This is a genomic window from Acidocella sp. (genome assembly GCF_036489515.1).
GTDB lineage: Bacteria > Pseudomonadota > Alphaproteobacteria > Acetobacterales > Acetobacteraceae > Acidocella.
The window spans coordinates 1-21822 of record NZ_DASXFO010000060.1; the positions used below are offsets into that span (position 1 = coordinate 1).

Below are 21822 nucleotides of genomic sequence, written 5' to 3' on the forward strand. Positions count from 1 at the left end.
CAGATGTTTTCCGTTGTCGCAACGAACCGGCGCCGATCATATAAAATCCCAAAAAACCCTTGAAATGCCTCGACATGGCCGATTCACCGTTCCCGGTTTGTCCCCTTATGTAGGAAAAATGGGCCGTTCGTTACTTCGGGCCAGGAAGCTGGTTGTCTCGCCGCCCCGTGCGATCGTCCGGTCCCGTGCCATGGCGATGTCAGTCCGTCAGCCGGTCCAGGGTGGGGACGCGGCGGAACGCCCAAGTTTTCAGGGCGATCGGGCCGAGCGTGCCGGAAACCATCAGAGCCACAGCGAAGGGCAGGAAATGCGCGCCGTCCCACGAGCAGACCAGCAGCAGCAGCGCTTTCGTCAGCCCGATGCACATTGTGTTGAACAGATAGATCATGAAACTGTACCGCCCGAGGAGGAGGAGACCGGACAAAAGAAGATTGGGCGATGATGGGGTCAAGGATCTTAAGGAACCGTGAAGAGCGGGCATTGCGAGCATGCCCACAGGCAGGAGCAGATATTTTTCCGGCCAGCCGGCGCCATAGACGATGATGGCGAGCAGAGCGGCGAGCAACATCCCGAGGAGCAGCTTCCAGGACCGGTCGATGAAACGATCCCAGCCGGACCCCAGAAACCCGGCGCCCGCGCCGGCCACAAAAAACACGGCATAGGTGCCGATGCGGTCGAGATAGGCGTAAGCGGGCCAAGGGACGACGTAGAGCAGCGCGCAGCAGACCAGCAAGGCCGGGTAGCGCCGTGGCGCGCCGCGGAGCCAGAACATCGCGCCGAGGCTGACCGTGAACAGCACGAACAGGTACCAGATCGACACCGCCGGGCTGGCCGCCGTATGCCAGAACAGATCGGACACCCCAGGCCACCATGCGCGCGGTGCATGATCCACCGTGAGGAACCTGGCCGCTAAAATCTTGGCTGCGACGATGAGCAGGCCGAGCGCGAAAAAGGGCAGCAGCAGGCGGCGTGCCCGCGCCGCGGCAATTCCGGGCCAGGCCGCGCGCGGCATCAACATCATGCCGGAGAGCACCGCCACCAGGCCGTTGAGATACAGGAAGAACGGCATATGGAAGGCATAGACGGCGCGGCGCAGCGGCTCGTACCAGCCCACGCCGACGGGGTCGACGCTGGCCACGAGGTGCCCGAATACGACGAGCAGAATGGTGAAACCTTTGGCGATATCGATGTCGTGGCGCCGGGGCAATTTGCGGTCCTAGAGCGATGGAAAGGCTACTTTTTGTGAACAAAAAGTAGCAAAAAAACTTTATGAATCTGGGCCATGGGCGTTGTCGCTGACAACGCCCATGGCCCAGCGGACCAAAAATTTTTGCGCCGTTTTTTTTAAAAAGCGGCTACTTTCCTCTATTATATGTTTTGGTAACAAAATAAAAATGCTAAACGGCAGCATGCGTCACTACAGCCTTGCGCTGGCGTCGGTGCTTTTGCTCTGCGCGGTGAGTGCCGCGCGCGGACAGATGCTGGACGCCGTGCTGCCTGACGGCATTCCCGGCTATGGCGATGAATTCAGCGTGACGGCGCCTCACCCGGACCCGCAGTTCACGCCGTTGCCGTGGCGGTTCGGATTGGTGTCGGTGGCGCCGTCTGTGGCGGTGGCGGGCGGCTATGATTCGGCGCCGAACGGTGCGGCGGGTTCCAGCCTGTTCACCGTGGCGCCGCAAGTGCTGGTGACGGATCCGCTGCTGGGGTTTGGCGCTTTCGCCGCCGGTACGTGGACGCGCTACCCGCAGGACCAGGCGCAGAACATCTCCGGCTCGACACTGGCTTTCGGGGAGCGCGCCGTGCTGCCGCGTGAAACAATCACGCTCAGCGGCGGGGTTTTGAACGCGCAGGAGACTGGGTTCGATATCGGTACGATCGACATCACCACGCCGGTTCCCTTCACGCTGACGGATCTGCGCGTCAGCGATGCGATCACGCTGGGGCAGTTCAGCCTGACACCGGAAATGTCCGTCAGTGATTTTCGTTTCCCTGACCAGGCCGTGCAGAACCGGCGCGACGACCGTGAACGCGCGACCCTCGCTTATCTGCCGGGCAGCCCGCTGAGCCTGGTGCTGCGGCTGCAGGCGACGCAATCGCTGTACCGCGACCAGGCTTTTAACGCCGACACCGAGGCGCTGCTCGCCGGTCTGGTCGATACCGCCGACGGTCTGTGGACGTTCAGCGCGCTCGCCGGGTTCGCGCAGCGCCGGCCGCGCCAGGGGAGCAAACTGGTGGCGCCGGTGCTCGAGGCCGGGTTCGACTGGCTCCCCGACATGCTCGACCATGTGCGGCTCACTTTAGCGCGCGAAATCGACGATCCGGACGAGATCAGCGCCGTGCCCTACACACTCACCCAGGCCAAGTTTTCGCTCCGCCGCAGCATCACGGAAGAGACCACCGTGCAAGTTTCCGCCGAGGCCGATCATGCCGACTATATCCAAAGCCCGGACCAGGAGACGGTCTTTCGCACGGCCGTGGCATGGTCATGGCAGCTCAACGCCATCCTGGCGCTGAACGCCGTCTACGCATTCAACGACCGTCAGGCCAATTTCCTGCGCGCGGCGAATGAGCATGTGGTGACGATCGGGGCGACATGGACACACTGACACCCGCCACCATCCGGCTGCTCGAGGTCAATTTCGAGAATCGCGGCCTCGAGGAGGTCTTGGAAGTTCTTCTGGCGCGGCCGCGACATGCGCGCTTCGCCTATGTGGTGACGCCGAACGCCGACCATATCGAGCGGATGTCGCGCATGCCGAGTCTCAAGGCCGCCTATCGCGGCGCGATGTTCTGCCTGTTGGATTCGCAGCTGATCGGCCTGTGCGCGGACCGGCTGGGGCTGCGGCGGCCGCCGGTCGTCACCGGCGCCGACCTCACCGCGGCGCTGCTGTCGCGGCTAGACGGTCGGCGCATCGCCGTGCTCGGCATGACGGCTCAAGATGTCCGTGCGCTGCAGGAACGTTATCCGCGCATCCGGTTTTTGCATCATCAGCCGCCGATGGGCCTGCTGCACGATCTGCCGGCCTTCCGCCGGGCACGCGATTTCATCCGCGGCAATGAGGCGGATTTCATCTTCTTCGCGGTCGGCTCGCCGATGCAGGAGCTGCTGGCCTATGCCATCGCCACGCGGCGGGACGCTACCGGCACCGGGCTGTGCATCGGCGGCGCGCTCGATTATTGCGCCGGCAACATGCGCCGCGCGCCGCTCTGGATGCGCAGACGCGGGCTGGAATGGTTTTACCGGCTGATCCGGGAGCCATGGCGTCTGGCCGGGCGCTACCTGGTCGCGGACCCGAAGGTGCTGCTGTACCTGGCTATTGAGGCGTATCGGCGAAAAGCGCGCTGATCGCGGCCGGGTCCACATCCTCCAGGCGCGCCGGTTGCCAGTTTGGCGTGCGGTCCTTGTCCACCAGGACAGCGCGCACGCCCTCGGCAAACTCCGGCAGGTAGGCCACGCGTTGCGCCAGCGCCAGCTCTGCCGCCAGGGCCTGCGCCAAGTCGCGATGCGCCCCGGCGCGCAGCAGGGCAAAAGTCCAATGCACGGCGCTGGGGGAATTCTGGTGCAGCGCGCGCAGCGTTTCCTGCGCGAAATTTGTGTGACCCTGCTCCAGCCGCGCCACGATTTCCGGGACCGACGGGGCGCTGAACGCCGTGTCGATGACCGGACGCGCCGCAGCCAGTGAGAAAGCGGGCAGGGGCTCGGCCAGGGCAGCGATCACCGCCACGCCATCCTGCACCAGCGCCGCCGCCAGCGCCGGCAAATTTTCACTCTGCACGAAATGCGTGGCGAGGCCGGCATGCACGGCATCGGCGCCGACCATGCGCGCGCCGGTCAGACCCATATACATTCCCAGGGCGCCGGGCAGGCGGGGGAGCAGAAAACTGGTGCCGACATCGGGGAACAGCCCGATCGCCGTCTCCGGCATGGCGAACATCGCCCGCTCGGTGGCGATGCGATGGCTTCCATGCACGGAAATGCCGATGCCGCCGCCCATGCACACGCCGTCGACCAGCGTCACAAAAGGCTTCCGGCAGTCGGCAATCGCCTGGTTCAGCGCATATTCGGTGGAAAAAAATACTGCTGCGGCGTCGCGGTCGCCCGCCATCGCGCCCTCGCGGATGGAGCGGACGTCGCCGCCGGCGCAAAACCCGCGCTCCGGCGCGTCGACCAGCAGAAAATGCACGTCAGCATCGGCGGACAACGCGTCCACCGCCGCGTGGATGGTCTGGAGCATGGCCAGGGTCAGCGCATTGAAAGCCTTCGGCCGGTGCAGCCGGATGCGCCCGGCGCGCCCTTCGCGCCAGACCTGAACTGCTTGATCCATTTTCGATGTCCTTTATGTTGAGGGCATTGGTAAACCAAGCGGCACCCGGAGCAAGGGGAGTGGATGGTCGAGTTTTCTGCTGAGAAGCGCCGGGGCAGTGAAGACTCGCTCTGGGCGGTGGTCGCGATCATCGACCGGGTCATCCGCATCGCCGAGATTTACCCCAGCCGCACCGCCGCCCTTGCCGATCAGGCCTGGCGGGAGGCGCAGGTGCGCGCCTATGCAGGGTTTCTCGAGCGCACCGCCCAGCCTTATCCCCGCTATGCGATCCGGCCGATCCGCCGCACCGACCTGCCGCGCCGTTGGAAGCCGCTGCCCGCTCTGGGGTTTTTGAACGGGCGTTTGTCGTAGGAAAGGAAAGACTACTTTTTGTGAACAAAAAGTAGCAAAAAAACTTTGTTATGCTGGGCCATGGGCGTTGTCGCAGACACAGCCCATGGCCCAGCATAACAAAAGTTTTTGCGCCGCTTTTTTCAAAAAGCGGCTGTTTTCTAATGTATAAAAAAACCGGAGCGTCACCGCTCCGGCCTTTTCAGTTCTTTAGTCTTGGACGTTATTCTTATTCAGCGGCGACAGCCATGCCGGCCGGGGCAGCGGCGGACTGGGTCGGCTTGTAGGTCACATACAGCGCTAGGCCGGTGAAGATCATGCCGCCGATGATGTTGCCGATGGTGACCGGGATTTCGTTCCAGACCAGCCACTGGCTGATGCTGATCGGGGCGCCCAGCATCATGGCGCCCGGGATGTCGAACATGTTCGCCACGGAGTGCTCGAAGCCCAGGGCCACGAAGGCCGTGATCGGCAGCCAGGCGGCGACGATCTTGCCGATGGTGGAGCGGGAGATCAGCGCGAACACGGAGGCGAGTGCCACCAGCCAGTTGCAGAGCACGCCCTTCAGCAGAGCGGTCCACCAGCCAGCGACGCCGGCATGCATATAGGGCATCACCTTGGCCACGCCGACAGCGACCATCTTGGCGCCGATCGGGTCCGGCGCATCGGTGAAAAATTTCGTGCTGGTGGCGGCATAGAGGAAGGCATAGATCAGCGAGCCGATCAGGTTGCCGATATACACGTACACCCAGTTGCGCAGCACCTGGCCGGTGGTGGCGCGGCCGCCGAAGGCGGCGAAGGGCAGCATGACGCAGGCGCCGGTGAAGAGTTCAAGGTTCAGCAGGGCAATGATGACGAAGCCGAACGAGAACATGATGGCTCCCACCAGCGCATCGCCGGTGGCCACCGTGGCGGCATCGGAGAGGGTGGCGGCCATGCCAAGGAAGGCGCCGGCAAGTATGCCGCGGATCAGCAGATCGGAGACGCTAAGCTTAGCTTTCTTTGCGCCGCTTTCGAGCATGCTGCTCGTCAGTTCGAGGGGGGAAACGTAATCCAAAGTCATCTCCAACATCAGTTTTGCATTGATCAAGCGGATGACTCGGGCGCGAACCTAAGACATCTGTAATCGATCGTTAGATGATGTTGATCATGCGTGCTAGGGCAGGGCTGGATATCTGCCCTGCACTCGCATGGTTTTTTTGTAATTTTTTACAAAAGTTGAATAGTTAAAGTATATTCTATGTTAGAATTATTCAATCGATCAAGCCGCTCTCGCCTTGTTGATGGCAGCCCACAGGCTCTCCGGGGTTGCCGGCATATCCACCGCCGTCACCCCGTCCTGCTTCAGCGCGTCGATGATGGCGTTGACCACCGCCGGCGGGCTGCCGACGGCGCCGGCCTCGCCCGCGCCCTTCACGCCGAGCGGGTTGGACGCGCAGGGGATTTCGATGAAGTCCACCTTGATGTCCGGCACATCGTCGGCGCGCGGCAGGGCGTAGTCCATCAGGCTGCCGGAGACGAGCTGGCCGCTCTCGGCATCGTAAGCCACCCGCTCATAGATGGCCTGGCCCACGCCCTGAACGACGCCACCATGCACTTGGCCGCGCACGATCATCGGATTCACGGCCTTGCCGACATCGTCCATCACCACATAGCCGACGACGCGGGCGACCCCGGTTTCCGGGTCCACTTCCACCTCGGCGATATGGCAGCCATTGGGGAAGGTGTGCGCGTTGATCGCCGCGATCTCGGCGGCATCCAGCGCGCCCGGTTTTTGCGCCGCCAGGGTGATTATATCCACCGCCCGGTCGGTGCCGGCGACGCTGAACCTGCCCTCCGCGAAGACGATGTCCGCTTCCGCCGCCTCCAGATATTCGCCGGCCTGCCGCCGCCCTTTCTCGATGACCGACATGCCGGTGACGCGCAGCGCCTGGCCCTCGGAATACAGGCTGCGCGCGCCGCCGGTGCCGCCGCCCGTCGGGATGGTGTCGGTATCGCCCTGGTGGATGCGGATTTTCGCGCCATCCACGCCGAGCTGGGCGGCGGTGAGCTGCACATAGGCGGTTTCATGCCCCTGGCCGGATGATTGCGTGCCGACATAGACATCGACATAGCCATCCGCCGCGAAACGGATTTCCGCGCGTTCGGACTCAGAGCCGCCGGTCGCCTCCAGATAATAGGCAAGCCCGATACCGCGCCGCGCGCCCGCCGCCACCGCGGCCTGCTGCCGGGCCGGAAACCCATTCCAGTCGGCGGCGTCGAGTGCGGCGTCGAGCACCCTGGTGAAATCGCCGGAATCGTATTTCTGGCCCATCGCCGAGACGTACGGCATGGCGGAGGCGGGAACCATGTTGCGCCGGCGCAAGCTCGCGCGGTCGATGCCCACCTCGTTCGCCGCCGCGTCGATCAGCCGCTCGACCAGGTAATTGCTCTCCGGCCGTCCGGCGCCGCGATACGCGTCCACCGGCACGGTATGGGTGAAAATGCCCAGCACGTTCACGTAGATCGCCTGGAAATCATAGACGCTGGCGAGCACTTTCGAGCCGGCGAGGGTCGGGATCATGGGCGCGTAGTTGGAGAAATAGGCGCCCATGCCGGCCAAGGTGCGGATGCGCATTCCTAAAAATTTGCCCTCGGCATCGAGCGCCAGCTCGCCTTGAGAAATCTGGTCGCGGCCGTGCGTGTCGGAGAGAAACGCCTCACCGCGATCGGAGGTCCAGCGCACCGGGGCGCCGAGCTTGCGCGCCGCGTAGCAGACCAGCACATGTTCGGCGTAGAGGAACAGCTTCATCCCGAAGCCCCCGCCGACATCCGGGGTGACGATGCGGAATTTGTCTTCCGGTTCCTTGAATACATGGGCCGCCAGCATCTCTTTGAGGCTCCAGCCGCCCTGGCTGGTGGTGGTGAGCGTCCAGCGCCCGTCTTCGTATGTGGCGAAAGCGGTCCGCGCTTCCATCGAGTTCACGATGATGCGGTTGTTCACCAAAGTGAGCCGGGTGACATGCGCAGCACCGGCGAACAGCGCGTCGGTCTTCTCCTTGTCGCCGGTATGCCAGTCGAAGGCGATGTTGTTTGCGGATTCGGGCCAGACCAGCGGCGCGCCCGGTTCGATGGCCGCCTGCATGTCCGTGACCGAGCGCAGGCCGTCATAATCGACCAGCACCGCCTCGGCGGCGTCCCGCGCCGCCTGCGCGCTGGTGGCGACGATGAAGGCGACCGGATCGCCGACATGGCGGACAAATCCCGCCGCCAGCACCGGATGCGGCGGCTCGGCCCGGGAGCTGCCGTCGCGGTTCTCGAGCGGCACCACGCAAGGCAGGCCGCCGATCTGGTCGGCGGCGAGATCAGCCGCGGTGTAAACCGCCTTCACCCCGGGCAGCTCCAGCGCGGCTGCGGTATCGACGGAGAGCAGCTTCGCCGCCGCATATGGGCTGCGCAGCACGAAACCGAACAGCGCGTCCGCCGGTGCGATATCATCTGTATAGCGTCCATGGCCCAGAAGCAGGCGTGCGTCTTCGACACGGCGTACCGGCTGCGCGACACCAAATTTCGTCATCTCAAGGTTCCTTGTGCTGGACTTGTCATGAGGCAGAAAGGCAGGTGCTGTGGTGCCGCGCGGATCAGCAAACGAGGTTATGGACGTTATCAACCCCCGCCTGCACGGCATGAGACGGGCATTAAACGAGGCCCATGCGGTGCGGTCAATACAGCCGACCCGCTGGTAATTCCGGGCGAACCCCGCTTGTATCTTGCTTTGGCAAGAGGCATCTGCATCTAATCTTCAAGAGGCACCTGGCGCCCGGCACACGGGGAGCGCCCCAGATTGAGAGTAGCAGATGATGGATGGCGGCGCCGAAGCTCGGCGGATCACAATTCACAAGCCGGGGGAGTTCGCGCCGATGCGCGCCGCCGGACGGCTGGCCGCGGAAACGCTGGACATGATCGGCCCGCATGTGGCGCCGGGCGTCGCCACCGAAACGCTGAACACGCTCTGTCATGAATTCATCACGGCGCGAGGCGCGGTGCCGGCGCCGCTGAACTATCGCGGCTTCCCGAAATCGACCTGTATCTCGATCAACCATGTCGTTTGCCACGGCATTCCCGGGGACAAGAAGCTGCAGGAAGGCGACATTCTCAACATCGACGTGACCGTGATCCTGGACGGCTGGTACGGCGACACCAGCCGCATGTATGTGGCGGGTCAGCCCAACACCAGGGCGAAGCGACTGATGGACGTCACGTATGAATCGCTGATGCGCGGCATCGCCATGGTGAAGCCGGGCAACACGTTCGGCGATGTCGGCTACGTCATCCAGAACTATGTCGAGGCCCAGCGTTTTTCGGTGGTGCGGGATTTTTGCGGTCATGGCATCGGCCAGCATTTCCACGAACCGCCGAACGTGCTGCATTTCGGCAAGCGCGGCGAGGGGCCGGTGTTCAAGCCGGGCATGTTCTTCACCATCGAGCCGATGGTCAATGCCGGACGGCCGGACGTGAAGATCCTCGACGATGGCTGGACAGCCGTGACGCGTGACCGCTCGCTCTCCGCGCAATTCGAGCACATGCTGGGCGTCACCGAGAGCGGCTGCGAGATTTTCACCCTGTCGCCCGCCGGCTATACCGCGCCGCCTTATGTTTAAGGGAAGAAAGACTACTTTTTGTGAACAAAAAGTAGTAAAAAAACTTTGTTAATTTGGGCCATGGGCGTTGTCGGCGACAACGCCCATGGCCCGGCATAGCAAAAATTTTTGCGCCGCTTTTTTAAAAAGCGGCTACTTCCTTACGATATTTCCTCACCAGGATCGATCCAGCCGACATGTCCGTCGGACCGGCGGTAGACGACGTTCAGCTGGCCGGTTTTGCAATTGCGGAACATCATGACCGGCTGATAGGCCAGATCCATGCGCATTACCGCGTCGCGCACCGAGAGCGTCTCGATCTCGGTGGTGGATTCCGCGACGATGGTCGGGTGCAGCGCGTCGACCTCGACCTCAATCAGGATTTCGGGTTCAGGGACGGTGGTCTCCTGGGCAAGCACATATTGGCGGCCGGCCTGCGGCTTGGCGCGATGATTGGCATCGCGGGCATGCGCCGAAACACGGCGGCGATAGCGGCGCAGGCGGGTGGCAATATGCTCCGCCGCGTCGTCGAAGGCGGCATGTGCGTCGCCGGCCTCACCTTCGCCGCGCACGGTAATGCCGCGGCCGGCATGGACGTTGATGTCGCACGTGAAAAAGCTGCGCGCCTTGCTGAAAGTGACCTGCGCTTCCAGGGCATGGTCGAAATATTTGGCGGTAATGACGTCGAGGTGCCGCGCCACATGGACGCGCAACGCGTCAGAGAGTTCGATTTGCTTGCCAGAGACCGTCAGTTGCATTGGTCATCTCCCGAACTTCTGGGCTCGTAATCCAAGACGCCTTCAAAGCGCGCCTCAGGCGGGCATTTTTTCCCGCTTGCGTTGCGCCGAGCCCGGTATTCGCAACGCTTCCCGATATTTGGCCACGGTCCGACGGGCGATGTCTATGCCTTCTTTTTGTAATAGAGCTGCGATGGCATCATCTGAGAGGACGTGCCTGGGACTTTCGCCGGCGATCAGGCTCTGCACCCGGTGGCGAACCATCTCCGCGCTGTGCGTCTCGCCGTTGGCGCCGGCCAGGGCCGTGGTGAAAAAGAATTTCAGCTCGAAAATGCCGCGCGGCGTGGCGATCGACTTGTTCGAGGTGACGCGGCTGATTGTGCTCTCATGCAGGCCTAGCTCGGCGGCGATGTCGCGCAAGGTGAGGGGGCGCAGATGCGAGATGCCGTGGCGGAAGAAGCCGTCCTGGCGGCGGACGATTTCGGCGGAGACGCGCAGGATCGTATGGGCGCGGGATTCCAGGGCTTTCACCAGCCAGGTCGCGCCCTGCAACTGTTCGGACAGAAAACTTTTCGTCTCGCGCGAGGCGGAGGCCGCGAGGCGGGCATGAAACCCCCGGCGGATCAGCAGGCGCGGCACGGTTTCCGGGTTGATTTCCAGCAGCCAGTCGCTCTGCTCCACCGATTTCACCGGCATCGGCCGCATCAGCACGTCGGGGATCAGCGGGCGCAGTGGTTCATGCTCGAACTGTGCGCCCGGCTTGGGGTTGAGCCGGCGCAATTCCGCGGCCATGTCCGCCAGATCGGCGGCATCCACGCCGCAGATAGCCATCAGCCCGCGCATGTCGCGCCGGGCCAGCCGGTCGAGATTGTCCAGCAGCGCCTGCATCGCGGGGTCGAGCCGGTCGCGTTCGGCGAGCTGCACGGCCAGGCATTCCACCAGGTCGCGGGCGAACATCCCGGTCGGGTCGAAGCGCAGCATTTTTTGCCGCACGACCTCGAGGCGTTCGAGTTCCAGCCCCAGCATCGAGGCCAGCTTCTCTGGCGGTTCGGCGAGGCGGCCGGCCGGGTCGAGGGCGGCGATCAGCGCCGTGGCGATGATACGGTCGAGCGGCTTGGTGAAGGCGAGGCGGGCCTGCTGCTCCAGATGCTCGCGCAGGTTCGGCTTGGTGTCGCCGATCGCCTCGATGCCGTTCCAGTCCTCGTCCTCATTCATGCTGCCCGCGCCGCCATAGCCGTCGGAGCCGGTGCCGGCGTCGTAGGTGTTGGAGACGTCGATATCGAGCGGCGCGTTGGCCGCGTCGGGCATCAGCCCGGACCCGGCGAAGCTGGCGGCATCGATCGCCTCCGGCGTCGGGGCGGGCGGGGCGGCTTCCACCGGAGTCACCGTGTCCACAGCGTCGGCGCGTTCGAGCAGCGGGTTTTTCAGGAGCTCGTCCTCGACGAACTGGCTGGCTTCGAGGTTGGAATATTGCAGCAGCTGGATGGCCTGGCGCAGCTGCGGCGTCATCACCAGAGACTGCGACTGCCGCAGGTCGAGACGAGGAGCAAAACGCATGCCAACAGGTTAAATCAAACCTGCTTCCTGTCCACTATTTTTTGGCCCGAAATCTGCATGGCAACCGGAACGAGACGTTATGTAGCCGAAAAGCTACATGCTGAACTTCTCGCCGAGATAGACGCGGCGCACATCCTCATGCGCCACCACCGCCTCCGGCACGCCCTCCATCAGCACCTGGCCATCGTAGAGAATGTAGGCCCGGTCGATGATCTCCAGCGTTTCCCGGACGTTATGGTCGGTGATCAGCACGCCGAGGCCGCGATGCTTCAGGTGCGACACGAGATCGCGGATTTCGCCCACGGCGATCGGGTCGATGCCGGCCAGCGGCTCGTCGAGCAGGATGTAATTGGGGGCGGTGGCCAAAGCGCGGGCGATTTCCACACGCCGGCGCTCGCCGCCGGACAGGGCCAGAGCGGGCGTGCGGCGCAGATGGGTGATGCTGAATTCCGCCAGCAAGGCGGTGAGCAGGGCCTCGCGCTTGTCGCGGTCGGTCTCGACCACGTCGAGCGCCGCCATGATATTCTGCTCGACATTGAGGCCGCGGAACACGCTCGCCTCCTGCGGCAGGTAGCCGATGCCCAGACGCGCACGGCGATACATCGGCAGCGAGGAAATTTCCGCACCGTCCAGAACGATGCCACCGCTGTCCGGGGCGATCAGCCCGACGATCATGTAAAAGGTCGTGGTCTTGCCCGCGCCGTTCGGACCCAGCAGCCCGACGGCTTCGCCGCGTTTCACCGAGAGCGAGACGTTGCGCACGACCGGGCGTTTTTTATAGTGCTTGCCAAGCCCGGTGGCGACCAGCCCGCCCTGGCCTTCGATGACCCTGAAAGCGCTCATTTCTTCGCCGAGGCCGGCGCCGCGCCGGGGACGGAATTGGCTTGATTCGGCAGAATGGTCCCGGCCACCTGACGGCCAGGGGCAGCGAGCAGCGTGGCGACGCCGGTTTTCATGTTCACGAGGGCGTCGTTCCCAGTCAGTTCGTTGGGGCCATGGATGATATGCACGTCACCACCCAGCCGCGCCAGGCCGGTGGGCGGCAGATAGACCCCTCGATCGCCGGTCGCGGTGTCGGTGGTGGTGCGGACCACGACATGGCCGATCGCGTCCACCTTTTGCAGCTGCCCGGCCTGGTCCAGCGGGTCGGTATTCTGGCTCGTCGCGGTGGTGGGGGCGGGCTTCTGCCCGTTGGCTGTTGGGGGCGCCAGATAGCCGATCAGCGTGTCGGCGGCGATCGAGCGGCCGTCATCGGCGACGATCAGCGCATCGCCGCGCGCCACCGCCATGCGTTTCTGCGCATAATATTCGAGCGCGTCCTTGGCGGTGATCACGTCATGCTGGGTGGTCAGTTTCAGGTGCTGGCCGGTCAGCACCAGCACCGCATCGTCGAGGCTGTAGACCGCGCGGTCGCCCCAGGCGTTATCGGTGGCGGTGTAGATATGCACATTGCCGATCGCATCCAGCTCATAGAGCTCGTTGCCGCCCTGGTTCAGCGGGTCGCTGCTGTCGGTGTTGCTCGCCGGCGTCGGCACCGGCTTGGCGCCGGGCGGCATGGCCTTTTTGCGGTAATGCGCGATCAGCTGGTCGGCGGTGACGGTGACATTGCCGCGGACCGCCTTGGCATCGCCGGTGGCGGTGACGATTTGCGCCTGCTGCTGCCACTGGATGCTCTGGCTTGCGGAGATGTGGATCGGCAGCGGTGGGCCGTTCTGCTGGCTGCCGCTGAGATCGAGCGTCTGCGCGTGCGCCGGGTGCAGCATGAGGGCCGCCAAAGCGAACCCCCCGAAAAAAGCCGCGGCTTTCACTTGATCTGCGTCAGGGTCAGCGTGGCCGGACCGTTGAAGGTGATCTCGGTGCCACGATTGGCCAGCACGAAACCATGATCGGCGTGCAACGTGCCGAACGGCCCCTGTACGTCGGTGGGCGCGCTGCCTTGCGCGCTGCCGGTTTGCAAATTGATGTCCGCCTTGGTCGTGGTGACGGTGGTGCCGTCATTGCGGTACAGCGTGACATTGCCATTGAGGTGCAAGATCTGAGACTTCTGGTTAAACATGCCGGCATCAGATGATAAGTCCAGCCAGGCGCCGGATTTCAGGGTGATATCCCCGACCGGCTTGGTGAGGGCGACATCATTGGGCCCCTGCTGGACCGCGTTGCCGGCGGTGACGGTGAAAGGCTGCCCCTGCTGGTCCAGCCCATGATAGCGTGCGCCCTGCATGCGCGAGGCGTCGTCCGCTTGCGCGCCGTGCACATGATAGGTGACGCGCTCCTTCTCCGACCCGGAATGCCAGGAGGGAGCCAGAGCGAGCGCCACCAGCAGCGCCACAGCTGCCACGGGGAGGAGTTTCTTGCCGAGGGTCACGACCGTGCTGCGGCGGGCGATCGCCGCCAGGGCAGCCGGATTGCGTCGCCGCAACCCGTCCAGCATGAGGTCGCGGGTGACCTGGCTCACGCCAGCCCCGCGCGCAGCAGATCGTGGATGTGCAGGATGCCGTGGACCATGCCCCTGTCGTCCACCACAAATAAGGCAGTAACAGGGCGGGCGCTGCTGTTCATTTCCCGCAGGGCCTCTTCGGCGAGCGCCTCGGGGCCGATCGTTTTGGGCGCCCGGTTCATGATGTCGGTCACGGTGCGGCCCAGCAGGTCCGGCCCCATGGCGCGGCGCAAATCGCCGTCGGTCACGATCCCAAGCAGATGCCCGCCTTCATCGACCACGCCGAGGGCGCCGAAACGCTTCGCCGTCATGGTGATCAGCGCCTTGTCCATGGTCATGGTGGGGCGCACCAAAGGCAGTTCGTCGCCGCGATGCATGAGATCGCGCACGCGCTTCAGCCGCGCGCCAAGCTTGCCGCCGGGATGGATGTCACGGAAATCGCGCGCGGAAAAACCCCGTCTCGCCAGCAGCACCACGGCCAGCGCATCGCCCAGGGCCATCTGCATGGTGGTGCTGGTGGTCGGCGCCAGGCCGATCGGTCCGGCTTCCGGGGCGGGCGGCAGGATCAGCGGCACAGTGGCGGCGGTGGCCAGCGTGCTCTCCGCCACCGAGGTGACGCCGATCAGCGGCAGGCCGATGCGGCTGGCATGGGCGACGATGGCGGCGAGTTCCATTGCCTCGCCGGAATTGGACAAAGCGATCACCGCGTCGCCGGCGATGATCATGCCGAGATCGCCGTGCGCGGCTTCAGCCGGGTGCACGAACAGCGCCGGGGTGCCGGTGGAGGAGAGGGTGGCGGCGATCTTGCGCGCCACATGGCCGGATTTGCCCATGCCGGTGACGACCACACGGCCGGTCACGGCGAACAGCAGATCGACCGCGGCGCAGAACTCCGTGCCAAGCCCGGCGCCAAGCGCGGCCAGGGCCGCCGCTTCTGTGGCCAGGACATCCCGCGCAATGGTCAGGTCGAGTGCGCCCGCTGTCTCATCCGCCGTGGCGGACTTCAGCATATTGTCGCCGATACTCATGACAGGGATATGAACAGCGCCGTCGCCCCGGTCAACTGAGCTCTTGGCAACCCAGTGTAACCTGCCAGGGCGAGGGAAGGGGAAGGCTTCTTTTTGTGAACAAAAAGAAGCAAAAAAACTTTATTAATTTGGGGCGTGGGCGTTGTCGCCGACACAGCCCATGGCCCAGCGGAGCAAAAATTTTTGCGCCGCTTTTTCTAAAAGCGGCCACTTGCTTGCCTAATGCTGAAACAAATCAGGCTCCGCATAGCCGAGCAGATCGAGCCGCGCGCGAGTCGGCAGGAAGGCATAGGCCGCCTGCGCCAGATCCAGCCGGTTCTCGCGCTGCAGCAGCGCTTCCAGCCGCGCCCAGATGGCGTGCAGATACAATACGTCCGACGCGGCATAGGTCATCTGCTCCGGCGTCAGCTCGACGGCGCCCCAGTCGCTGGTCTGCTGCTGCTTGGAGATTTCAGCACCTGCCAGGTCGCGGCAGAGGTCTTTCAGGCCGTGGCGGTCGGTATAGGTGCGCACGAGTTTCGAGGCGATTTTCGTGCAGATCACCGGGCTGGTGACCACGCCGAGCCCATTCAGCAGTGCGGCAATGTCGAAGCGGGCGAAGTGGAACAGCTTGGTCACGGCCGGATCGGCCAGCAGGGCCTTAAGATTAGGACAGTCCGCGCCCTTGCCGCCGAGCGCAGGCGGGATGATCTGCACCAGATGCGCGGTGCCGTCACCGGCCGAGAGCTGCACCAGGCAGAGCCGGTCGCGGCGCGGGTCGAGGCCCATGGTCTCGGTATCAACGGCGACCATGGAGCCGAAGCTCAGGTCCGCCGGTAGATCGTGCTTGTGCAACTGGATCGTGCTCATACCGGCCTCATATAGTCATGATATGTTCTAAGGGAGAAGAAAGTGGCGCTTTTTGAAAAAAGCGCCGCAAAAACTTTTGTTATGCTGGGTCATGGGCTGTGTCGGCGACAACGCCCATGCCCCAGCATAGCAAAGTTTTTTTGCTACTTTTTGTTCACAAAAAGTAGCCTTCCCTTCGCTTATCCTTACTGGGAGATGGCCATGCGGCCTGAGAGAGTAGATGGTGCCCAGGAGAAGACTCGAACTTCCATGACCTTGCGATCGCTAGCACCTGAAGCTAGTGCGTCTACCAATTTCGCCACCTGGGCAGGTGTTACTCTACTCATCCCGTCACCCGATTTGCGACCCGCCGGAGCGGTCCGCGTCGTATCGGGCGGCGTGGGCCGGGGCTTTACGCCTCTGAATTTGCTCCGTCAACAGTGCCTTGGACAGTTTTTTGCGTTTCTTTGCGTAGGTTTACAAAATTTCCGCGGCGATCTTACAAAACGGGCGGAAGCAGGGAGAAAAAAATGTCGGGCGAGCGCAGGGTGGCGACGGTGTTCGGCGGTTCGGGATTTATCGGGCGCTATATCGTGCAGCGCTTGGCGGAGCGGGGCTATGTGGTGCGCGTTGCCGTTCGCAATGTGCCGGGGGCGCTGTTTCTGCAGACGACGGGCGGCACCGGGCAGATTGTCCCGCTTTATGCGCCGCTGGGCGCCGAGGCTTTGGTGGCCCGTGCCACCGAAGGCGCTGAGCTGGTGGTAAACGCTACCGGATTGCTGTCCGAAAACCGCAAGGGTGATTTTGTCCGCGTGCATGCCGAGGGGGCTGGGCAGATCGCCCGGCTCGCCGCCAGTTCCGGAGCGCGGCAGGTCGTGCATCTCTCCGCCATCGGCGCCGATGCGGCGAGCCCCAGCGCTTATGGGCGCAGCAAGGCCGCCGGCGAGGCGGCGGTGCGCGCGGCCTTTCCGCGCACCGTGATCCTGCGCCCCTCGATCGTGTTCGGTGCCGAGGACCAGTTTTTCAACCGGTTTGCGGCGATGGCGGCACGCCTTCCGGTGCTTCCCATCGTCGGCGGGGAAACAAAATTCCAGCCGGTCTATGTTGGCGATGTCGCCGATGCGGTGCTGGCCGCACTGTCTGCGGAAGCGCCGGGAAAAACCTTTGAGCTCGGCGGACCTGAGGTCAGGACTTTCCGGGAACTGATTGAATATATGTTAAAAATTATCGACCGGAAGCGGGCCATCATGGACCTGCCGCTGGGTGTTGCCCGGCTGCAGGCGCAGGTTCTGCAACGCCTGCCGGGCAAATTGCTGACCACCGACCAGATCAAAATGCTGCAGCGCGACAACGTCGTCGCACCCGGCGCGCTGGGGTTCTCAGCGCTTGGGATCGTGCCAACGCCGATGAACCTGATTGTGCCGGGTTATTTGCAATGCCGCGCAAGTAGGTGAATAAAGCTGTCATAATATAGAAAGAATCGGTCGCGCGCCCTACGGCCGCCGCGCGTAATGTACAAAAGTATGGCACCATAGGTGTCTTATGAGCGGATTTTCCCTGGCCACGGCACGAAAACTGCGTTAAGAGCCGTTTCGACAACGCTGCCGGCAATTTTGTTGCGCAGTGTACACGTTTGTTCGACGAGGTGGGACGAAATCATGGCTCAGCGCATGCTGCAATTCACGCATCTGCCCCAGCAGACCCCCCATAAACGCGAAGCCGAGGAGCGCCGGGCTGATTTCGGCGAGATCTATGCGCGTTTCGACCAGACCGGCGCCGAAGCGCAGGCCAGCCGATGCAGCCAGTGCGGCATTCCGTTCTGCTCAATCCATTGCCCGCTCTCGAACAACATCCCCGACTGGCTGAAGCTGACGGCCGAGGGGCGGCTTGAGGAAGCGTATGAGGTTTCCTCCGCAACCAACACATTTCCCGAGATTTGCGGCCGCATCTGCCCGCAGGACCGGCTGTGCGAGGGCAATTGCGTCATCGAGAAGGGCTTTGAGAGCGTCACCATCGGCGCGGTGGAACGCTACATCACCGACACCGCCTTCGAGAAAGGCTGGGTGAAGCCGATCCGTGCGCTGGTCGAGCAGGCGCAAAGCGTGGGCATCATCGGCGCCGGCCCAGCCGGCCTCGCCGCCGCCGAGGCGCTGCGCCGCCAGGGCTATAAAGTGACCGTCTATGACCGGCACGACCGGGTCGGCGGGCTGCTGATCTACGGCATCCCCGGCTTCAAGTTGGAGAAGGATATTGTTCTCCGCCGCTGGAAATGGCTGGAGGAAGGCGGCGTCGAATTCGTTTTGAACGCCGATATCGGCGGAAAAATCTCCTTCGCGTCGCTGCGCGAAAAACATGACGCGGTGCTGGTCGCGACCGGCGTGTACAAGGCGCGCGAGATTTCTGGTCCAGGCGCGGGCCTCCCGGGCATCGTTCCCGCGCTGGACTACCTTATCACCTCCAATCGCCAGACCCTGGGCGATTCGGTGCCGGATTTCGATTCGGGTAAGCTCAATGCCGCCGGCAAGAACGTGGTGGTCATCGGCGGCGGCGACACGGCGATGGATTGCGTGCGCACCGCGGTCCGCCAGGGCGCGAAATCGGTCACCTGCCTGTACCGCCGCGACCGCCAGAACATGCCAGGCTCGCTGCGCGAGGTGAAGAACGCCGAGGATGAGGGCGTGGTGTTCACCTGGCTCGCCGCGCCGGAAGCGTTTCTGGGCGACACGACCGTCACCGGCGTGCGCGCGACGCGCATGCATCTTGGCCTGCCGGACGCCTCGGGCCGCCAGTCGGTGGACCCCATCGCCGGCAGTTCCTTCACGGTCGAGGCAGACCTCGTCATCAAGGCGCTGGGCTTCGATCCGGAAGATATGCCCGGCGCCTTCAACGAGCCGGCCTTAAAGCTCACCGGCTGGGGCACGCTGAAGGTGAACGCCAAAACCTTCATGTCCAACCTGCCCGGCGTGTTCGCCGCCGGCGACATCGTGCGCGGCGCCTCCCTCGTCGTCTGGGCGATCCGCGACGGGCGCGACGCCGCCACCGCCATCCATGATTTCATTCAGGCGCAGAGCCTGGCCCAGGCCGCGGAGTAATTTTTATGAGCCACGAAACCGCTTCCGAATTTCTCGCCTCCTGGGCGCGCAACACCGAGATTCTTAAAGATACCTACAATCCGGCGCAGGAGCACGATGCGTGCGGCGTCGGCCTCGTGGCCGCCCTCGACGGCAAGAAGCGCCGCGACGTGGTGCAAGCCGGCATCGATGCGCTGAAGGCGGTCTGGCATCGCGGCGCGGTCGATGCCGACGGCAAGACCGGCGACGGTGCCGGCATCCATATCGAAATTCCGCGCGATTTCTTCGCCGCCGAAGTGCGCCGTGGCGGTGACCGCCTGCGCGAGGGCCCGATCGCGGTCGGCATGGTGTTCCTGCCGAAGACCGATCTCTCCGCGCAGGAGCGCTGCCGGCAGATCGTCGAGGCGGAAATTCTCAGCTTCGGCTACCGCATCTATGGCTGGCGTCAGGTGCCGATCCATTTCGAGTGCATCGGCGAGAAAGCCAACGCCACGCGCCCCGAGATCGAGCAGATCATGATCTGGAACCCGCGCGGCGTTTCCGAGGACGTGTTCGAGCGCGAGCTTTACGTCATCCGCCGCAAGATCGAGATAGCGGCGATTGCCGCGCAGATTCCCGAACTCTATTTGTGCTCGCTGTCCTGCCGCTCGATCATCTACAAGGGCATGTTCCTGGCGGCGAGCCTGGCGGATTTCTATCCCGACCTGATGGACGAGCGCTTCGTCTCGCGGTTTGCCATTTATCACCAGCGCTATTCCACCAACACCTTCCCCACCTGGCGGCTGGCTCAGCCGTTTCGCATGCTGGCGCATAATGGCGAGATCAATACCGTCGCCGGCAACATCAACTGGATGAAGAGCCACGAGACGCGGCTCGCCGCCGAGGGGCTGGACGATTTTCTGGACCACGTGAAGCCGGTGGTGCAGGCGGGCGGTTCCGACACGGCGACTTTGGACAACGTGTTCGAGCTGCTGGTGCGCGCCGGGCGCGACGCCCCGATGGCCAAGACGCTGATGATCCCGCCCTCGACCGGCGCCGACGCGACCATGCCAAAAGCGCATCAGGACCTGGTCTTGTACTGCAATGCGGTGATGGAGCCCTGGGACGGGCCGGCGGCGATCGCCGCCACCGATGGCCGCTTCGTCATCGCCGGCCTGGATCGCAACGGGCTGCGCCCGCTGCGCTACTCGGTCACTGCGCAGAACATGCTGATCGTCGGCTCCGAGGCCGGCATGGTGAAGTTCGACGAGGACAACATCATCGAGAAGGGGCATGTCGGCCCGGGCCAGACCATCGGCGTCGATCTCGATGCGGCGAAATTCTACCACGACCAGGAAATGAAGGACATGCTGGCCGCGCGCCAGGATTTCGGCGCCTGGGTGAAGCGCATCACGGTGATCGACCATATCGTGAAGACCGACGCGCCGGAGCCGGTGCTGTTCGACGCGGAGGCGCTGCGCCGCCGTCAGGTCGCGGTCGGCTACACGCTGGAGGAGCTGGAGCTGCTGCTGCATCCGATGGTGGAGGATGCGAACGAGGCGGTCGGCTCGATGGGCGACGACACGCCGCTCGCCGTGCTGTCGGAGAAATATCGCGGCCTGCACCACTTCTTCCGCCAGAGTTTTTCCCAGGTCACCAATCCCGCCATCGACAGCCTGCGCGAAACCCGCGTGATGTCGCTGAAGACGCGGCTCGGCAATCTCGGCAACGTGCTGGACGAGGATTCCGAGCAGTGCGACCTGCTGCAGCTCGACAGCCCGGTTCTGTCCACCGCCGAGTTCGAGGCGATGCGCCGCACGATGGGCAAGAATGCCTGCGTCGTCGACTGCACCTTCAAGGTTGCGAACGGCGAGGGCGGCCTGCGCCGCGCCATCGAGCGCATCCGCCGCGAGGCGGAGGAAGGCGTGCGCATCGGCTGCACGCATGTGATCCTGACCGACGAGGCGATGAGCCCGGAGCGCGCGCCGATCCCGATGATCCTCGCCACCGGGGCCGTGCACACGCATCTGGTGCGGCAATCCCTGCGCACTTTCACCAGCCTGAACGTGCGCACCGCGGAATGCATGGACGTCCATTATTTCGCCGTGCTGGTCGGCGTCGGCGCCACCACCATCAACGCCTATCTCGCTCAGGAAAGCATCGCCGACCGCCATGCGCGCGGCTTGTTCGGCAAGCTTTCGCTGAAAGAGTGTGTCGGCCGCTACAAGAAGGCGGTGGATAAGGGCCTGCTCAAGGTGATGAGCAAGCTCGGCATCTCCGTGATCGCCTCCTATCGCGGCGGCTATAATTTCGAGGCGATCGGCCTGTCGCGCACACTGGTGGGCGAGTTCTTCCCCGGTATGGCCTCGCGCATCTCCGGCATCGGCCTGCCCGGCATCGCGCAGAAGGTGCTGGAGCAGCACAAGCTGGCCTGGAGCGGCAACGTCGTGCCGTTGGAAATCGGCGGCATGTACCGGATGCGCCGCACCGGCGAGACGCACGCCTTCGACAATAACGCGATCCATCTGCTGCAAAGCGCCGTCGCCTCCAACAGCTTCCAGATGTACAAGCGCTATACGGAAATGGTGCGCCGCCAACCCCCGGTGGCGCTGCGCGACCTGCTGGATTTTCGTAGCCAGGGCCGTACCCCGGTTTCGATCGACGAGGTCGAGAGCATCACCGAGATCCGCAAGAAGCTGCTGGCTCCCGGCATCTCGCTCGGCGCGCTGAGCCCGGAGGCGCACGAGACGCTCTCCATCGCCATGAACCGCATCGGCGCGCGCTCCGACTCCGGCGAGGGCTTGTTGGTGATAGTAACGTAATCGACACTTATCAGCGTATTAGATTTTATCAGTCTCTTGCTGAAGTTGGAAACGATTTTTCAGGCACAACACCTGAATATCTTGCA

The 21822-nt window shown here is 63.8% G+C and carries 17 protein-coding genes, 1 tRNA gene and 1 pseudogene; 7 read left to right on the top strand and 12 right to left on the bottom strand.

Annotation, left to right across the window (positions count from 1 at the left end; all coding sequences use genetic code 11):
* Positions 1-199: 199 nt before the first annotated feature.
* A complete protein-coding gene (locus tag VGG47_RS09545; protein WP_331537845.1) occupies positions 200-1207 on the bottom strand; it encodes an acyltransferase in 1008 nt (335 codons plus the stop codon).
* A 202-nt stretch (positions 1208-1409) separates the two neighbouring features.
* Between VGG47_RS09545 and VGG47_RS09550 the strand changes: the two genes are divergently transcribed.
* Together VGG47_RS09550 and VGG47_RS09555 are read left to right on the top strand one after the other, a co-directional pair.
* The gene (locus tag VGG47_RS09550; RefSeq protein WP_331537847.1) at positions 1410-2609 is read left to right on the top strand and encodes an outer membrane beta-barrel protein; all 1200 of its coding nucleotides are present in this window, start codon (positions 1410-1412) and stop codon (positions 2607-2609) included.
* Entirely contained in the window at positions 2597-3349 is a 753-nt protein-coding gene (locus VGG47_RS09555; RefSeq protein ID WP_331537849.1) for a WecB/TagA/CpsF family glycosyltransferase, read from the top strand. The genes VGG47_RS09550 and VGG47_RS09555 overlap by 13 nt, the downstream gene beginning before the upstream one ends.
* Here the strand turns inward: VGG47_RS09555 and VGG47_RS09560 are convergent.
* Complete coding sequence (locus VGG47_RS09560; RefSeq protein ID WP_331537851.1) at positions 3318-4328, bottom strand: enoyl-CoA hydratase/isomerase family protein; 1011 nt, start codon at positions 4326-4328, stop codon at positions 3318-3320. The two genes, VGG47_RS09555 and VGG47_RS09560, sit on opposite strands and share 32 nt — an antisense overlap.
* Before the next feature lie 63 nt (positions 4329-4391).
* Here VGG47_RS09560 and VGG47_RS09565 point away from each other — a divergent pair, with 63 nt between their 5' ends.
* Positions 4392-4679, top strand: coding sequence for a hypothetical protein (locus VGG47_RS09565; RefSeq protein WP_331537852.1), 288 nt, complete (start codon positions 4392-4394; stop codon positions 4677-4679).
* Positions 4680-4887: 208 nt separating this feature from the next.
* On the opposite strand, the gene VGG47_RS09570 is transcribed toward VGG47_RS09565, so the two are convergent.
* A complete protein-coding gene (locus tag VGG47_RS09570) occupies positions 4888-5715 on the bottom strand; it encodes a formate/nitrite transporter family protein (RefSeq protein WP_331537854.1) in 828 nt (275 codons plus the stop codon).
* Positions 5716-5919: 204 nt separating this feature from the next.
* Entirely contained in the window at positions 5920-8214 is a 2295-nt protein-coding gene (locus tag VGG47_RS09575) for a xanthine dehydrogenase family protein molybdopterin-binding subunit (protein ID WP_331537856.1), read from the bottom strand.
* 283 nt (positions 8215-8497) lie between these two features.
* Between VGG47_RS09575 and map the strand changes: the two genes are divergently transcribed.
* Complete coding sequence (gene map, locus VGG47_RS09580) at positions 8498-9298, top strand: type I methionyl aminopeptidase (RefSeq protein WP_331537876.1); 801 nt, start codon at positions 8498-8500, stop codon at positions 9296-9298.
* Between the two features lie 140 nt (positions 9299-9438).
* On the opposite strand, the gene hpf is transcribed toward map, so the two are convergent.
* From hpf to VGG47_RS09620, 8 genes are all read right to left on the bottom strand, one after another.
* Positions 9439-10035 carry a ribosome hibernation-promoting factor, HPF/YfiA family gene (gene hpf, locus VGG47_RS09585; RefSeq protein ID WP_331537858.1) on the bottom strand — a complete coding sequence of 199 codons (597 nt, stop codon included), beginning with the start codon at positions 10033-10035 and terminating at the stop codon, positions 9439-9441.
* 54 nt (positions 10036-10089) lie between these two features.
* Complete coding sequence (gene rpoN, locus VGG47_RS09590) at positions 10090-11571, bottom strand: RNA polymerase factor sigma-54 (protein WP_331537860.1); 1482 nt, start codon at positions 11569-11571, stop codon at positions 10090-10092.
* A gap of 93 nt (positions 11572-11664) precedes the next feature.
* Positions 11665-12414, bottom strand: a complete 750-nt coding sequence (gene lptB, locus VGG47_RS09595) for an LPS export ABC transporter ATP-binding protein (protein WP_331537862.1) — start codon at positions 12412-12414, stop codon at positions 11665-11667.
* Positions 12411-13334 (bottom strand): LptA/OstA family protein, encoded by a 924-nt coding sequence (locus VGG47_RS09600; protein ID WP_331537864.1) that lies wholly within the window; start codon positions 13332-13334, stop codon positions 12411-12413. The genes lptB and VGG47_RS09600 overlap by 4 nt, the downstream gene beginning before the upstream one ends.
* A 41-nt stretch (positions 13335-13375) precedes the next feature.
* Positions 13376-14026 (bottom strand): LPS export ABC transporter periplasmic protein LptC, encoded by a 651-nt coding sequence (gene lptC, locus VGG47_RS09605; protein ID WP_331537866.1) that lies wholly within the window; start codon positions 14024-14026, stop codon positions 13376-13378.
* Positions 14023-15018: a KpsF/GutQ family sugar-phosphate isomerase gene (locus VGG47_RS09610; RefSeq protein WP_331537868.1), complete on the bottom strand. Its 996-nt coding sequence runs from the start codon at positions 15016-15018 to the stop codon at positions 14023-14025. The genes lptC and VGG47_RS09610 overlap by 4 nt, the downstream gene beginning before the upstream one ends.
* 237 nt (positions 15019-15255) lie before the next feature.
* Positions 15256-15885 (bottom strand): ribonuclease D, encoded by a 630-nt coding sequence (locus VGG47_RS09615; protein WP_331537870.1) that lies wholly within the window; start codon positions 15883-15885, stop codon positions 15256-15258.
* 221 nt (positions 15886-16106) lie between these two features.
* Positions 16107-16193: transfer RNA gene (locus VGG47_RS09620), tRNA-Leu, on the bottom strand.
* A 201-nt stretch (positions 16194-16394) separates the two neighbouring features.
* Here VGG47_RS09620 and VGG47_RS09625 point away from each other — a divergent pair.
* From VGG47_RS09625 to VGG47_RS09635, 3 genes and pseudogenes are all read left to right on the top strand, one after another.
* Positions 16395-17318: a complex I NDUFA9 subunit family protein gene (locus VGG47_RS09625; RefSeq protein WP_331537872.1), complete on the top strand. Its 924-nt coding sequence runs from the start codon at positions 16395-16397 to the stop codon at positions 17316-17318.
* Between the two features lie 204 nt (positions 17319-17522).
* Positions 17523-18956 (top strand): NAD(P)-dependent oxidoreductase, encoded by a 1434-nt coding sequence (locus VGG47_RS09630; RefSeq protein ID WP_331537874.1) that lies wholly within the window; start codon positions 17523-17525, stop codon positions 18954-18956.
* A gap of 5 nt (positions 18957-18961) precedes the next feature.
* Positions 18962-21715: pseudogene (locus VGG47_RS09635) on the top strand (glutamate synthase central domain-containing protein); the annotation flags it as partial.
* Positions 21716-21822 lie beyond the last annotated feature (107 nt).

What these genes read in the sequence shown, in the direction of transcription:
- VGG47_RS09565 (WP_331537852.1), top strand. Translation starts at nt 4,392, where the DNA reads ATGGTCGAGTTTTCTGCTGAGAAGCGCCGGGGCAGTGAAGACTCGCTC.
- VGG47_RS09600 (WP_331537864.1), bottom strand. Translation starts at nt 13,334, where the DNA reads ATGCTGCACCCGGCGCACGCGCAGACGCTCGATCTCAGCGGCAGCCAG.
- map (WP_331537876.1), top strand. Translation starts at nt 8,498, where the DNA reads ATGGATGGCGGCGCCGAAGCTCGGCGGATCACAATTCACAAGCCGGGG.
- VGG47_RS09630 (WP_331537874.1), top strand. Translation starts at nt 17,523, where the DNA reads ATGGCTCAGCGCATGCTGCAATTCACGCATCTGCCCCAGCAGACCCCC.
- hpf (WP_331537858.1), bottom strand. Translation starts at nt 10,035, where the DNA reads ATGCAACTGACGGTCTCTGGCAAGCAAATCGAACTCTCTGACGCGTTG.
- VGG47_RS09625 (WP_331537872.1), top strand. Translation starts at nt 16,395, where the DNA reads ATGTCGGGCGAGCGCAGGGTGGCGACGGTGTTCGGCGGTTCGGGATTT.
- VGG47_RS09615 (WP_331537870.1), bottom strand. Translation starts at nt 15,885, where the DNA reads ATGAGCACGATCCAGTTGCACAAGCACGATCTACCGGCGGACCTGAGC.
- VGG47_RS09610 (WP_331537868.1), bottom strand. Translation starts at nt 15,018, where the DNA reads ATGCTGAAGTCCGCCACGGCGGATGAGACAGCGGGCGCACTCGACCTG.
- rpoN (WP_331537860.1), bottom strand. Translation starts at nt 11,571, where the DNA reads ATGCGTTTTGCTCCTCGTCTCGACCTGCGGCAGTCGCAGTCTCTGGTG.
- VGG47_RS09560 (WP_331537851.1), bottom strand. Translation starts at nt 4,328, where the DNA reads ATGGATCAAGCAGTTCAGGTCTGGCGCGAAGGGCGCGCCGGGCGCATC.
- VGG47_RS09550 (WP_331537847.1), top strand. Translation starts at nt 1,410, where the DNA reads ATGCGTCACTACAGCCTTGCGCTGGCGTCGGTGCTTTTGCTCTGCGCG.
- lptB (WP_331537862.1), bottom strand. Translation starts at nt 12,414, where the DNA reads ATGAGCGCTTTCAGGGTCATCGAAGGCCAGGGCGGGCTGGTCGCCACC.
- VGG47_RS09575 (WP_331537856.1), bottom strand. Translation starts at nt 8,214, where the DNA reads ATGACGAAATTTGGTGTCGCGCAGCCGGTACGCCGTGTCGAAGACGCA.
- VGG47_RS09555 (WP_331537849.1), top strand. Translation starts at nt 2,597, where the DNA reads ATGGACACACTGACACCCGCCACCATCCGGCTGCTCGAGGTCAATTTC.